Here is a 16152-nt window from a genome sequence, read left to right on the forward strand (position 1 = left end):
AATCGGGTAGTATTACCTATCATATATTTTTTACTTAAGGTCATTTAATTTTTGTATTAAGCGGCTGAAAATTCAACCATCAGCCGCTGAACGGTTTCTTAAAATCCGCAAATTTTTGCATCTGAACTTGTCTTTTTGAACCTGCAGCCCTTTTGATCCTGATCGATTGGGATGAAGTGAATCATATCCAACCAGGTAAGGGCCCCGTATGTACCATTCACACAGGTGAAGCGTATGGTTTGATAACCAGTAGTAGTGATATCTGCTACCCCTAATAAACGCCCAGCGTTATTTTTTGTTCCATTGGGCTGTTCGAAGGAATACCGTTTATACCCCTGAGCTAGCATGAGATTATCAGAGTTAGGATCACTTAAACTAACCCCTGAAGCATCCAGATAGGAAATCATGGAGGCTATATTTGGTAATGTCTGTTCATTTGCAGTTCCTACATTCATTGTTGCCTGTAAATTGGGGGCCTTAGAGCTTTGCGCTCTATAACACAACCACACTTTATACTTACCCTTCACCAACATTGGGGTTTTAAACTGTACCCAAGTATGCCGACTCGAAACCTGACCAAGTTGAATTGCCAGGTAGTCGTTGTAAGCAGTATAAAAAGTTGTTCCTGTTAACGAACCATCAACAACATAACTTGAAACTGTTGTAGCACTTGCATTTTGAAATGTAATTCCGGCACATAGGCTTTTATTTCCAGAGGTATTGATATCTACGATTTTACCTAACTGACGAAAAAATGATGTTTGTGCACGCAACTCTGGCTGCTCACCCAGATCGAAGTATACGGCATCAGGATTACGTACCTTAATTTTAAAATATTTAGAAGCATCATTTACCACCCCATTTTTCGCAGAAATATCACTATGGTTTCTGATCAAAGGCACTCCTACTTCTGTAACATCATTAAAAGTAACTTCATTCAGTATCACATCCTGGCTACTTTTTTTGGTAACAATTACTTCATTCGGTGCTATTGTAGGAAATGACTCTGCACTCACCAAATCAGCCATATAATTTGCTCCCGGTAAAACATGGTAAGCCACATATAACCATAAACTATCGGCATGATCTTTCGGATTATTCTTTGTGGACAGCTTTAGCCGAAGTTGTTCGTAGCTCGTAAACCCAGCTACTCTTAAAGCGCTATCACTTTCAGCAATCGCAGTTAAAAATCGGCGAGTGGTATCAATATTATTGATCGTATTTAATGTATCGTATAACCCCGTAGCTTTCAAAGCCTGGGTAAAAATAGAATAGCGAGAATTGCCTTCAATAATTTGAGCAACTGTTTTGGATGCCGGGACCAGAACATGATCTAAAACATGGATGATCCCATTTCCAGTTCTTATGTTGGCTTGCAATATATTAGATTGTTTATTAATTGTATACCTTGTAACTCCTCCTGTATTAGACGCACCAGTAATTAAATACTGCCCGTATTCCGTAAGGCGCAATTTGCCATCAGTAAATTTTGATGTTGAAATGGTATCTGAGATCAGGTGAAACTTTACCATATCCTTCAATGCATTTACATCAACCTCTGCAACAGCTGATTTATTCAATGTTTTTAACCACAAATTTACAGCGTCGTTAGTAGGCGCAAAGATGGTATACGAACCATAAGCACCCAAAAAACCCGACGAACCTGATTTCTTAATGATCTCTGAGAATAAGGAGAATTTTTCAGGATAAAGATCCAAGTAGCCGGTAATATTCACATCACTAGTAGTAGCCAGTGTCATGTGCTCCCTTTTACATCCTAACAAACCAACAACAAGCATCAACAAAATGCCAATCATCGTGTACATTTTTTTAACTGTCTTTTTCATAATCTTTATTTTTGATTATTTATAAAAATTGTTTTGTTCCAATGCTGGATCAGTATTAATTTCATTCTGGAAAATAGGGAAGTAATGGCTGTCCACATCTTGGTAAATTGCTAACGCGGACTGTTGTCTCGCTGCGGGTACGGAACGTTCAACTACTCTTGTAAAAATTTCATTTAGTCTTTGATAGTTACTTCTTTTTGCATTTCGCAGTAAGTCAAACCAACGTTTTCCCTCAAAAGCAAATTCTCTAGCTCTTTCATTGAGTATATAGTCAGAAATACCAGTAGCGTCTGTGACATCAGGCGTTTCTTGAGTTATATTTGGCGCGGTAGCTCTGGTCCGTATTTTAGCAATGATGTCCAAAGCATCCTGCCCCCGATTAACCTGAGCACAAGCCTCCGCTTTCATCAGCAAAATATCAGCGTAACGATAGGCAAACCAATGTACATAGGATGGATTATCAATAGAGTACTTTGTGATACTCGAAGAAGTAGGATTATATGCAGCATCCTCACCTCTGATATCCACTACAGGATTAGCAGATTCATCAGGAGCAAAGAATTCAGCTGAAGTGGCGGGACCAGCAATAAATTTTTTCTTTGAAGCTGTTAAGAAACTATAAAAAGGATTTGCAGCCCCCAATGCATCAAACTGGAATTCAAAAATACCTTCCGATGAATTTCCATTATAGAATAATATATCAGCCCATCCACTCGAATGTGGCACTAATGCGAACTGACCTGAGTTAATGAGCTTATCACATTCTACAATGCTATTATCATATTGTTCCATCCACAAATAGACATCAGCAAGAATAGCCTGAGTAGTATATTTAGTAACCCTTCCTTTATCGGAAGCACGCGTACCATAAGTGTTTACTGCATTGATTTCTGCTGTCTTCAAATCTGCTACGATCTGAGCCAAGATAATTGAAGCAGCACTTTTAGGCAAATTTTCAAGCTGAGCATCGGAAGAAGTTGATTTCAGCTTTAAAGGCACATCTCTAAAAGCACGTACTAAATAAAAGTACATTAGACTCCGAACAGTAAGCGCCTCCGCCACGTAAGCATCTAGACTACTTTGGGTAAATGTTTTATCCTGACTCAATACCTGTGGAGCAAAATCAATTACGGTATTACAATTATTAATGACCCTATAAACAGCGCCCCAATTTGTTAAAGTATTGGTTGGAAGAATATTAACATTAATGATATCCTGTTCATCGGTATTAACCCCTGCACCTGCCGCAATCATGTCACCCCGAATTTCTCCCCAAGTAAACAAGTTGTAAATCAACCCCGCATCTAATAAGGAGGAATAACATCCTATAACAGCAGCTTTCACATCTTCTTTAGTTTTCCAATATTTTTGACGGATAATACCATCCTGAGGCTCGAGGCTCAAATATTTTCCGCAGGATGAACTGATAAGTATCATTAGAACTATCAGTGATTTGTAAACATTCGTTTTCATTTTTTCCTTTGTTTATTGCTTAAAATCTGGCAGATATACCAATAGTCATTGTTTTAATAGGAGGCGTCATTGAATTATCAATAGCTACAGAGAAAGGTCCACTGATCTTTGTCGTCACTTCCGGATCCTGCCCTGTGTACTTAGTTAAAGTGAGGATATTTTCTGCAGTCACATAAACACTAAGTCCTTTCATGTTAACACGCTTCAAAAAGTTCTTCCCCAAATCGTACCTTACAGTAACCGTTCTCCATCTAAGGAATGAAGCATCCTCTACATATCGGCTAGAACCTAGCCAATTGTAGTTATTCGTAGAACCATATACAGCTCTCGGAATATCGGTTATATCGCCCTCGGCTTTCCATCTTCGCAATACAGCAGTACTCTGATTGTCGTAAGAAGACATATTTGTGGTGGCCATTTTAGTTCCGTTAATAAGATCGTACCCGGTACGGAAACTAAAAAAAGCACTGACCTTAAGATTTCCATTAAAAGTAATACTCGGGCCAAAACCGCCGGTATACCTTGGATTGCTATTACCCAGGTAAACAATATCTTTATAATCAATACTTCCGTCGTGGTTGATATCTTCGTAAATAGCATCACCTGCCTGAAACTGATAATTGATAGAAGCATTATTTGCGTAAAACTTCATATACTTCTTCTGGCCATTTAGTCCTACAATATCATTTCCATCTGCGTCTTTGGCTACTGTAGCCTCAGTGGTTGCATACACTCCTTTAAATTTAAATCCATAAAAAGACCCGAAAGGATTACCTACCTGTAGGTATTCTTTGTAAGTCCCATTTGTAGTGATTTTTCCATTATTTTCAGCCGGATACAATGGAGATATTTCACGGAGCATATTTTGATTTTGTGCAATATTAAAAGCAAAATCAACACGCCATTTTTTGTTTTTAATTAAGGTACTGTTCAAGCTAAATTCCCAACCTTGATTATCCATTGTTCCCACATTCATATCTACTGAATTGAAACCGGTATAGTTAGATAAGGCAAGATTTTCATAAAACAAATCTGTGGTCCTGTTTCTATAAACCTCCACATCTATATTTACCCGATTATCGAACATGTTCAGATTCAGTCCAATATTTTTACCAGTAACTGTTTCCCATCGCAAATTGGTTAGCTCCAGATTAGAGGAAGAAACACCTGTCTCACCCAAATAGGTATAATCATAAGTATTATAAGTATTGTAAAAACGGTAATCCTTTTTTGGCGCATTACCTGCCTGCCCATAACTGGCCCTGAAACTCAAATCGTCTATAAATTTAACCCCCTTCATAAAAGGTTCTCCAGAAAGTCTGTACCTTGCAGACACTGAAGGAAATAATCCATATCGATTATTGGGACCGAAACGAGAGTTACCATCACCTCTTAAACCAACATTGATCAGGTAACGATCTAAGAATCCATATTGTGCACTGATCAAGGCACCCACGCTGCGTGTTTGCGAAACTGAAGAATAGAGCCTCAAATCGAAATTTGCTGTTCTCCCCCCGCTAGTTACATCAGAAAGTTCAGAAGAGGGCGAATTTGCACTCATTGCCTGTTGACTTACATATCTACTATCGTTACTCTGAAGTGATAACAGCCCCTGAAAAGTATGTTTACTACCAAGTACCGGCGTATAAATTAAATTTGTTTTGGTAGTAACTGTAAACTGGTCACCATCTACATCTGAAGCACGGTTAGAAATGGTCTCCGTAACTGGCCTTCCTGTAACAATTTGAGGTAAAAAAGTTGTAATCTTTGAGTTATTAATATCGAACTGAACATCCGAAGTAGCTGTTAATACCCCAGGAACAACATTATATTGAACATTAAAGTGAGGAGTAACGCGATCTCCCAATTGATAATTTGAAGCTTGTAGGGCCATAGATACTGGATTATAGGTGCCCCCCAATACATAATTCCCACTTCTCAGGTAATAATAAGCGAAGCCCTGGGCTGTTGTTGCTGGTGTAAAGTAGTTATCGGTCAGATTACCATATTCATCATATTCGTATATACTTTGATTGGGCATTTTAATATAAGCAGCTTGTCTCACCCCCAAATCTTTGGACCCGGTATAAAGCTGATTATTGGAAATATGCGTATAAGAGACATCGGTTCTGAATTTTATTTTTTCTGACACGGTATAATCAAGGTTGATCCGGGCAGTAATACGTCCCAAATCGGTTCCCTTTGTAGTACCTTGCTGATTGAAATATCCCAGGGAGCCATAATAACGAGCGCGTTCTCCTCCACCTGAAATAGAAACATTATGATCCTGCAGATAACCAATCCTTGTAATTGCATCTACCCAGTTTGTATTGTTGCTAAAATTGTAGTAGTTGTAAGGATCATTCTTATCATATTGAAATTCTTTAGCAAATTCTGTAGTCGAGAAAATCTTGCCAGCATTGTAATATTCTTCAGATATTAAGGTAGAATATTGATTACCATTAAGCAGAGGAATTGCACTTGGTTGCTTTGAATAGGATCCTTTAAAGGTGTATGTAATATTAGGTTTACCGATTGTACCACGTTTTGTAGTAATAATCAACACTCCGTTGGAGGCTCTTGATCCCCAAACAGCTGTGGCAGCTGCATCTTTCAAAACACTGATTTCCTTGATATCTGAAGGAGCAATATTTAACAGTTGCGCATAATTATTTTCATCGGAACTGGCGAAATTAAAATCCTCAGGGATCTCTGTTTCATAAGGCATTCCATCAACTACAATCAATGGATTGGTAGCTCCATTAATTGAAGAAGTCCCACGGATACGAATTTGCATCCCTGCCCCTGGATCTCCTGAAGTTGCAGCAATATCCACACCTGGTAATCGACCTTGTAAAGCTTGATCAATAGACGCTGACTGCATTTCCTCCAATACCTTGGCGTCTATTGTTGCAACTGCGGTTGTTCGATTACGCTCATCCACTCGCATACCTGTTCCATTGTCCGTACCACGTTTACCACCTATCACAATTTCATTAAGTGAGTTATTACTTGGTTTAAGAGAAACATTAATCGTTGTTCTCCCGTTGATTACAATACCTCTTTGGGTTTCATATCCAATGAAGGAAACCATAATTTTATTAGCTGGATTCGATATTTTCAGTGCAAAATTCCCTTCTATGTCTGTAGACACTCCACCTACTGTCCGGTTATCTTTATCAACTTCTACTACAGAAGCGCCAATAACCCCAGTTTTATCCTTCGCGTCGGTTACTTTTCCTCGGATGACAACAGCTGTCTGCACCTGCGCGAATGATGATCCTGCCAGTATTAAAATAAAAGCAAAAACAAGGTAAATGTTCTTAGTAAAAAATCTTTTCATATATCTGCTATTTCAGGATAATTAATACTCAAATTTTAAATAACGATCCAGTTGATGGATAACTGCCCGATTGGACAACACATTACTGTTTGATATCACTACGTTAGCAAGCGGAGCACTGCTCTTCATATCTTTTACTTGCATACTATTCAAACTATTGGTTATGGTTATATAGGTATCATTACCATTTGAATCCTTAAACAGCGTTTTATAAAGGCCTGACTTTAACCCATCAGGAACAACTGTGTTACCAGAAATAATATGATATTGAATAAATCGACTTACTTTAGCTATATCGTTTACATTGGTAGGCGCAAAATTCGGAACCCCTGTACTTATGGTACCTGGAAGGACCTCGTCCTTTACTGCCTGAACAATAGCTGCATTATTAGGAATAAACACGGTATAGTTGACGCCTAAAGGGACACCATTTATTTCAAAAGTGCCCGCATTATAGAGCTGACTGCTTTTGAGGTACATTGCAAAATTGTAATACGGATCCGTTGAAACGGTACCCTTTGCAATAATGTGCTGGCTAACCTGTTTTGTGGTAAATGATAGAAATTTATTCACATAAAATGCGTAACCATTGCTTGCCTTTCCATCTGCACTACTCATTGCGCTATTTACCGTAACATATTGTTTAGTAACATCAGTGCTATCTAGGGTACCAGAAGAATAGATTTTAAAATTATCATACTTGATATACTCTCCATTCAGCGTTTCGACGATTCCTGAACCACCTGAAAGCAGATTACTCATTTCACCATGCGCAGCAGGAATAACCGCCTGTTGCAGGACACGTTTGAAATCACCATTAGCCGGAATGGTTAATCTTCCAATAACAGTAGAAGAAGCAAGATAATTTGGGTTGTAATTATACCCAGACGCAATTAGTGTAGCATCGCTCATCAGAATAAGATGCGCTTTGACCTTTGAATTTTTAACCGATGTGTATAAACCGTATTCGTTTAAGAATGTAGATGTGGTTAGATAAGCAGGATTTAAATATGCCTTTCCGAATACTGTAGAAAACACATCAGGATTTTGAACCTTACTCACTCCATAAAACAAACCATTACTTAATAACTTTTTATCGAGGATATCACCATTTGCATTAAACTGTGGAACTTCCCCTGTAAGTACTGCTGTAGCATTTGCAAACTTGCTGGGCCACACCATACTTTTATACATGTGAGCATTCAAAAAATCAATCAAAATCTGTTGGTTATTTAAAAATAAATCTGCCATCGTTTTTCCGGGGTAATACTTGAGCAATACATCCCTTTCATAGGCTAATAACTCTGCATTTCTTGGTACAAATAGAGAGTAAGCCCCTATTTGCGAATTATTCGCCGCTCCGGCCTCTTCGGTAAAAGATTCGTTGTTTAGAGAAAAACCTAATGATGCATTATAGTATTTTACGTAGACGGAATCTGATTTACCAGATAATACCTGATATCTGTGTGTCGCTTCGTTACTAGGCGAATAAGTCACAAACAGATCAAGCAACTTTTTAAACTCACTGTACTCATCTTTAGAAGCAACGTATTGATCCAATGTTTTAGGCGGCTCAATTACATGATCAACCTCATGAATTACCCCATTTTCTGCTACAATATCTTTGTTCTTAACAGCAGCATTCATGATATTAAAACCTGTGTAAGCTGTATTTGGAAAGAAATAATTATAATCTGCTGCACCAAGTGAAGCTGTAGACATGGCATTAGAAATAAAATACGTGATGTATTTATTATTAAAATTGGTATTTATATAAGTTCCGTTACCATTCGAAGAAATAAGCTTTACACTTTTCCCATTTACCTTACCATCATATACAAAATCATAGTAAGTAGTACGGCGTCGAAAACCAAGATTAGGTTTCCATCCTGTTGCGGATAAATAATCTCCTAAATGATCTGTTTTATTAGCATCATAGGCGAGGGCGTAACGTACAAGACTGGTGGCTGCAGAATCAGAAAGTTGTTCTATCCCGGTTAGGCCTTTCTCCTGAAAGTAAGCTTTGAATGCATCATCATTTGGAGCAAATAATGTCCAAAAACCTGCCGTTCCTAATATTTCCTTATATCCAGCTTTATCAATACAAGCCAGGAAACTGCTGAAGTTACCTCGGGCCTGCAGCTGCTGGTATATAGGGTCTCCCAAAGTTTCGGGACGACCGTAATAAGCATCAAATTCCTTCTTTCTGCAGCTGGCAAAGGCTACAATAAGCGTTAGAATGACAATTAAACGTTTTTTGAAAAGTTTATCCATAGCATTTTTCATTGAAAAAACGCCTTAATAACTAACTGATTAGTAAGCAACAAGAATCTGAAATCAACAATAAACCTGCGCAGACGCGTGTTGATTCCAAGAAAGAAAGTAGAAGTTTTTACATACAGTTTTATTTGGTTATTAACGGCTGTTGACTCGTGTTAGGTTATTGGTTATTTGGTTATTTAAATTAAATTTAGCTGATCAGCGATCTTGCGGCAACCTGCCTCATCCTGCTTTAGCTTTTCAAATCACTTAATTTAAAGCACATACAATAAATAATCGTTCTATAGACGTTTATAAGCCGTTTTTCATTCAAAAAAAAATGAAAGTATTCTTATATTTTTTTCGAATGAACTGAAACTTTGCTGGTAATAGGGGGATTTTTACGCAAAAGAACCGACAAATATTTATCGGTTCTTTGCATCATTTGATATGATCTTATCAAAATAAAAGGAGAATAGGACAACAAAGCCTAAAGAGATGCAATTTTTAGAAATAAGGGGTAATCGTAACCGGGCCAATCAGCCCAGATGGCATTACCGACCAATTTGAAGCGTCAAATGGTTTATAGTTTATATTCACAAAATTGATCTCATGATAGTTTCTCCACTGGATCTTTTTCTGATCCATATAACGAATGCGATTGGCCATCAGATTAACCATTTCAACTTTAATGGTATTGGTCCCCACTTTCAAATACTTGCCTATACGAGCCTGAAAAGGAAGACTCCATAAGATGCCAACTTCCTGCCCATTGATCCAAACCCTGGCACTTTCATCAACCTGATTCAGATTTAACAGGTACTCTTTGGCAGTTTTCCCTTTTAGCGTAAAACTACTGGTATATACTCCTGTACCCGAAAAATCCTGAAGTTTGGGATCGGCAAGACTAGTCCAGGAAACCAGCTTATCCAATTTTTGATCAGATGGTAATTCTGGTCCTCCAGTAGTAAAATGCAAGGACCAGGCATTATTTAATTCAACTTGCTCCCCAGGTTTATTCAAGTACGTCCATGTTGTAGTACCAGAAGGGCCTTTTTCCATTACCTTAAGGATCATTGCTTCGCCAGAACGCATTTGCAGCCTTACTTTCAACTGTCCATCTTTAACACTTGTTGCTGCAAGTCCTGATGCCCCACTTTGCGGATCCATGATCAATACACTACCATTCGCATTAATTGGTAATTCCGTATCCACATCATTATCGGTATGGTTAACTATATAATAGTATTTACCACCAACAAAGCTTCGACGGATAAACTGCAAGCCCGTATCGGTTAACTCTTCCCGCTCAACGGATTTATAAGCTAAAGCTTTTTCCACGTCCGAAGCCAACAATACTACTCCCTTACCCGTTTTAAATTGCTTTACACCATTTCCAACATCCGAAAAACTCAATTTGGACAGCATGATTTTCAGTTGCGTTCTGCGTTCCTCCAAGTTGTTTAAGCCCGGAACATCCTTTGGCAACTCCTGAAAAATCACAGTTGCTCCATCATTTGCCAACTGAATCGCTTTACTTAAGGTTTCCAGACTAATCATTGTACATGCTGGAATCACCAAGACTTTGTAAGCTGAACCCTCATTCACCGTATTTACCAGTCCATTCTGAGTGGTAGATTGCGCCAATAACCGATCCGATGCAAAATCAAAAGAGTAACCAGACTTTGCCATCCCTTTCGCTAATTTATAAAATGCTGTAGGGTGCAACCACTCATCGATATTATGTACTTTAACAGCCAAATCCATCCCTTTTGCAACATTCCATACATCATATACCGGCCAGTAAATTAATAGTTCATTATCGGGTTTACCCGATTGAAGGATAGACTGGCAACGGGTAATGTAATTGGTTAATCCACCAAGATGTGGCCACAAGCTATTACTTGGTGTAAACTCTACAGAAGCATAAAAAAGCCAGCCCGGCCAAACTGCGTCTTCAGGAGAATTAGTGGTACCGTGAAAAAAGATATGGTTCACGCCTGAAAGAAACAACTGTTCCGCCTCAGGCTTACATTGCGAATAGGAAGTTTTAAAATGCTCAGTTAGCCAGGTAAAAGTTTCAGAAGAAACTAGTTTTTTACCTCCTGTATGTGCTGCAGAAGAAGCAAACTTACACATCATCGGATCAGGATCTACATTCCTAATGTCCGCACTATCTCTGCGAAGTCCAGGGATAGGGAAATAACTAGAGCCAAAGGTTTCCGTCTCCGGAATATCTACCGCAGCATAAAGATCCAGCAAATTCCCTGGAGAACCATGGGATTGATTCCTGGTAATTGATTGATAGCGATGTGCCCAATCCGTCCAGTTATGGGTAAAATTGAACAGCAACAAATCACTCATCGTTTCTCTGTAGTCTGATTTCAGACGGGCAACGCTTTCACTGGTAGAATCTTCCCCTACCAACTCCATCAGATACTTTTTTAAATCGTAGCCTCTGTTTTTTTTAAATTCATCAAAAAAGGTTGGTGTCCAGTTTGCCCCATAAACTTCGTAGCTGTCGTTAAAGAAGGCTCTTACTCCCTGTGATTTATTCCCAAAGGCATTGTCAAAGCGGCTCAAATAATTCGTTACCGAGTTTTTATCCAAATGGTCTACTGTAAGCCCTTCGCCCCCTGGCGCTGCACGTTTCACTGCCTGACGGGTTTTACCCACAAAGGCGGCATACAATTGCCAGTTTCCCTTTCCAGCTGTCCAGTTCAACCCTCCATTGGCATCAACTTTATCAAATAAGTCCAATAGCTCTCCATTACTTCCATAAGCAGTAACAGCCTGTAATTTGGCGACATCCTGTCTTGCTTCTTTTACTTTGATCGCTTCTGTTAGCTTTTGACCTGATTTCAGTTCATACTGCTGCACAATTAGTTTTGTAGCTGCATCCTCAGGTTTCACCATCGGACCACCAAAAGGCCAACCTGTTCCGGTATTCATATCAACGCCCATACCTAGTGCATTGGATTTTTGAACCGTATAGCGAAGCATTTCCACCCATTTTGGAGATAAGAAATCAATGTACCGTTTCTCAAAACCCACAGCCCCATATATTGGTGTAATTTCCACCCCACCAATACCAGCTTGCTGATATTGAGTCAATACTTTACTGATATTATCTTCCCCTACCGCATTCCCCATCCACCACCAGCGAGTCCAGGGTTTCATCTGTTTCTCAACCCTCGGCCAGGGTGCTGATGGCTTAATATTGTTTTGTGCCACTGCGCCATCAAATAACAATACACCAATGACCAATGCAGTTAGTGTTGATCTTAACTTCATCATTTAATCCAGGTGAAACACCTGCTCCAATCTTACACTCACCGGCGAATTATCCGGATTGGTTTCCATAATATCGGCCATATAAGCCCACCATTTTTGCACAATCGCTGTAGTACCCAGGTCTTGTGATGACGCCCCATCCTGTTGCTGCACCGCAAACAAGGTATTGGTTTCTTCATCCAGAAAAATAGAATAATCACTTACTCCATTCTGCTTTAACAAGGCTGCCAAGTCTGGCCATATTTCATCATGTCTTTTTTTATATTCCGCTTTAGCACCTGCTTTAAGCTTCATTTTAAATGCAATCTTCGACATATTTATCTAGTTTATTTGAATAACCATAGTTGCTGTATTTCCATTTTTTGATTTTACCCAAAGTAACCGTGCTGCGGTATCGTAATACCAACCCGGAGATTTTTCAAGATCGGCTTTATTGTTCAATTGTTTTAATCCTTCACCATTTTCAATCACAGCTTTAGGTTGATTGGCTAAGTTCCAGTGAACTTTAGCTAAATAAGTATGAAATGTAGGTTTAAACGATCCTGTAGGTTTTGCAATAGTCAATTCTAAAGCATTTGCAGATTGCGCCGCAGTGATACGGGTTAAGGCAGAGCTTCCTTTTTGATAGTTTAAACTTAATCCATCATCTTCATACAGGTTATAAGCCAAGGCTCCGTGCGGAAAAATATCCAACGTAATTAAATCTATTGCTTTTTCACCACTGTATAACATTTCTGGCTGCATCGGAATAATTCCGCCGCCCTTTACAAACAAAGGAATAGTATCTAATGGCGCAACGACATTCACATAGCTGGCACCACTGTATTGCTTCCCTGTCCAATAGTCAAACCAAGTGCCTTTTGGCAAATATACCGTGCGGGTAATGGCACCTTTAGTTGTTACCGGAGCCACCATTAAGTGATCGCCAAGCATATATTGATCTGCAATCTCATAAACATTTTCATCATCCTGGTGATCCAATACCAATGCACGCATCATTGGTACACCACTTTGATATTGCTGATGCATACCCGTGTACAAGTAAGGGATCATGCGATAACGCAATACATCATATTTTTTAAAATTACGCAAGGCATCTTCTCCATACTTCCAGGGCTCTTTATAACCTGGATGGTCCATTCCGAAAACCATGGCAATTGGGCTGAACATGCCAAACTGTACCCAACGGATGTACAACTCAGGATCTGCCTGATGCTCAAAACCACCCATGCAATGTGCCCATGAGCCGATGCCAGAAAGACCAATATTTAATCCTGCCTTGATTACAGGGGCGAAATATTGCCATTCACTAGGCCAATCACCTGCAAAAATATATGGATAACGTTGAATTCCGGAATATCCCTCCCTGGTTTGATTTAAACCTCTCATCCCGTTAAACTTCTGAAACTCTTCAAAGGGTGCTTTGGCATAGGCTATAGGAAATACATTGTGCAGACGCTCTGCATCTTTACCTGTTGGACCAATCTTTTCACTTTCATTCGCCAAAGCGCCAAAGGCACTACCTTCATCTGTCTTTAAAAACTTTGCACCTATAGATGCGACACGTTTCACTCCATTATCCCACCACCAATCAACGGCCTTTTGATCGAAGAAATTAACAAACTCGCCGGGCTTTCCATTTTCAGGATAAGTATAGCCCTTTTCTCTGGCCTGATCGAGGAGGTTCAGTTTTTTGGCATTGTCAAATCTGGGACGGATATGTAAGCCGACCATCTTATAGCCCATCGCATAAATACTATCGAACATAGATTTTGGATTTTTAAAGGTTTCGCGCCATTCAAAAGAAGTAGCGCCCTTACCACCATTCTCACCAAATAGTCGCCAGGTAGAATCCAGCCAAAGTAAATCGACAGGAATCCCCAGTTCTCTATATTTTTTAGCCAATGCTACTACGTACTGATCAGATGTCAATGCTTCATGACTCCATGTGCCCCCACTATAAGTGCCGGCATGTAGACCTAAGGCAAACTGGGGCAACATAGGCGATTTGCCCGTGATGTCCGTATAACTGCCAAGGATCGTTTTAAATGTTGGTCCATAAATGAAATAATAATCCAATTCTCCATCCACAGCTTTAAAGCTATACTGATCTTTTTTGCTTGCTCCCATATCCCATTCTGTCGCAAATGTATTGTGAAAGAAAATACCATAACCTCGCGTACTCATGAAGAATGGAACTGGGCTGTAATTAGCTTCTAAAATATTATAAGCACCAATAGCGTGTGGCAACCCCTTACCTCTGCCTACATTCAAAGTTACTTTCTTACTTCTACGGTCCAGAAAATCCATACGTTCCCCAAAGCCAAAGAAATGCTCATCAGCCGCTAGTTTTTTATTGGCGCTTACCGCATCTCCTTGCTTAAGCAAAGCAGTCTGTTCATCTTCAGAAAGAAGCTTACCAGTTTTATCAAAAACGATTATGCGAAAAGGAGCCTTGTACACTTTAATGTTCAGACTACTTGTACTCAGCAAAAAGTGATCATTTTTATCTATCGTTTGGACAGGTACAATCGGCCAATCGTAGCGACTCACCATCAGCTGTTCATTTACTTCAAATTTTCCGCTCCAACTGGCCCTAACCCTAAATACACCGGGAGCACAAAACTCAAGTTTTACTTGTGTACTTGTGGTAGAGAATGAAATCTCATTTCCTTCTTTTTTAAAGCCAGATTTGTAGCTGCCAGCACTTTGGCCATTCACTAGAAATGGAATAAGCAACAGAAAAGCCGACTTTATGATTTTTTTAAACATGATATAATTTAAGCGCTGACGTTTTATTTTTTCATTTTATAAACTTCTGTACCTGCCAACAGGAAACAGCCTAATCCATAATCTTCAAAATCGGGCATACTTGTATAGCTTACAGGCTGACCATCCTTAGGCTCCTTACCTGTTCCCTGTAAATAACCCAGGAAACCATTGTTATGCACTGCATCTTTCGTCATGGCATTCCATGCCTTTACAATGATTGGTTGATAAACCTTTTGATCTAAAAGTCCTTGATTTACACCCCAGGCCATTCCATAAACAAATAGCGCTGTACCAGATGTTTCTTTACCTCCAAAATGGGTTGGATCATGCAGACTTACATTCCAAAATCCATCGGTACGTTGAATTGGAACCAATGCTTTGATCATTTCCTGATATGTTTTTAAATACTCCTCTCTATGTGGCGCATCTTTAGGCATAATCTCCAATACTTTTACCAATGCAGCAACGACCCAGCCATTACCTCTCGACCAGTAACAATCTTCAGCATTAGGCTCTTTATATGGTGGCACAAAATCCTTATCTCTCCACCATAAACCGTCCTTAGCATTATATAAGCCACCACCCTCTACATTTTTCGAATGCATATACATTTTATACATATACTCGTAATAGGCAGGATCATTATACAATACACCTAGTTTTGCGAAAACAGGCATTCCCATTTGCAACGCGTCAATCCAGGTCCAATCGTCAATTTTACCTGATTTCATCATCAGGTCTATCGAAGCCTTAATGTCTTTAATTCGCTCAGGCTTTTTGTCCATGTTATATAAATCGATATAAGTCTGACCACAGGCTTGATTATCGGCATTGCGTGTCCCAATACCATCTCTTAGCCCCCATTTATGCTTCTCACCCCATTGTACCGCATAATCATAATAAGCCTGATCAGGTTTGAGCTGATATAAACTCATCAGGCCTTCATAGTATACGGCTCGCGTCCAGATGTTACTTGGGCGTTCTCTATTGGTAATGATAGATTTGCCAGCATCTGGCCATTTGTTCATAAAGTAGGCATTGGTAAGTACCAATGATTTTAACACTTCTTTTTTTGAAGGAATTTTTTGAGCAAAACTGGCTTGTACAAGCAATCCAAATAGTGTCAGGGCAATAGCAATCTTCTGTTTCATTATCATTAAATAT

Annotated in this window: 8 protein-coding genes; all 8 read right to left on the reverse strand. The window is 39.3% G+C overall.

Annotated elements, in window-relative coordinates; translation table 11 throughout:
* Nucleotides 1-98 precede the first annotated feature (98 nt).
* The 8 genes from BLS35_RS22325 to BLS35_RS22360 all read right to left on the reverse strand — a co-directional run bounded on the left by BLS35_RS22325 (nucleotide 99) and on the right by BLS35_RS22360 (nucleotide 16139).
* Nucleotides 99-1847 (reverse strand): fasciclin domain-containing protein, encoded by a 1749-nt coding sequence (locus BLS35_RS22325; RefSeq protein WP_090785648.1) that lies wholly within the window; start codon nucleotides 1845-1847, stop codon nucleotides 99-101.
* A 15-nt stretch (nucleotides 1848-1862) separates the two neighbouring features.
* Nucleotides 1863-3320 carry a RagB/SusD family nutrient uptake outer membrane protein gene (locus tag BLS35_RS22330; RefSeq protein WP_090785649.1) on the reverse strand — a complete coding sequence of 486 codons (1458 nt, stop codon included), beginning with the start codon at nucleotides 3318-3320 and terminating at the stop codon, nucleotides 1863-1865.
* A gap of 19 nt (nucleotides 3321-3339) precedes the next feature.
* Nucleotides 3340-6663 (reverse strand): SusC/RagA family TonB-linked outer membrane protein, encoded by a 3324-nt coding sequence (locus BLS35_RS22335; RefSeq protein WP_090785650.1) that lies wholly within the window; start codon nucleotides 6661-6663, stop codon nucleotides 3340-3342.
* 21 nt (nucleotides 6664-6684) lie between these two features.
* Nucleotides 6685-8937, reverse strand: coding sequence for a fasciclin domain-containing protein (locus BLS35_RS22340; protein ID WP_165973342.1), 2253 nt, complete (start codon nucleotides 8935-8937; stop codon nucleotides 6685-6687).
* A gap of 492 nt (nucleotides 8938-9429) precedes the next feature.
* A complete protein-coding gene (locus BLS35_RS22345; protein WP_090785652.1) occupies nucleotides 9430-12219 on the reverse strand; it encodes a glycosyl hydrolase in 2790 nt (929 codons plus the stop codon).
* A complete protein-coding gene (rhaM, locus tag BLS35_RS22350; protein WP_090785653.1) occupies nucleotides 12220-12531 on the reverse strand; it encodes an L-rhamnose mutarotase in 312 nt (103 codons plus the stop codon).
* A gap of 6 nt (nucleotides 12532-12537) precedes the next feature.
* Entirely contained in the window at nucleotides 12538-14988 is a 2451-nt protein-coding gene (locus BLS35_RS22355) for a glycoside hydrolase family 31 protein (protein ID WP_090785654.1), read from the reverse strand.
* Nucleotides 14989-15011: 23 nt separating this feature from the next.
* Nucleotides 15012-16139: a glycoside hydrolase family 88/105 protein gene (locus tag BLS35_RS22360; RefSeq protein ID WP_090785655.1), complete on the reverse strand. Its 1128-nt coding sequence runs from the start codon at nucleotides 16137-16139 to the stop codon at nucleotides 15012-15014.
* Nucleotides 16140-16152 lie beyond the last annotated feature (13 nt).

This window comes from Pedobacter sp. ok626, from assembly GCF_900100435.1.
Taxonomy (GTDB): Bacteria; Bacteroidota; Bacteroidia; order Sphingobacteriales; family Sphingobacteriaceae; genus Pedobacter.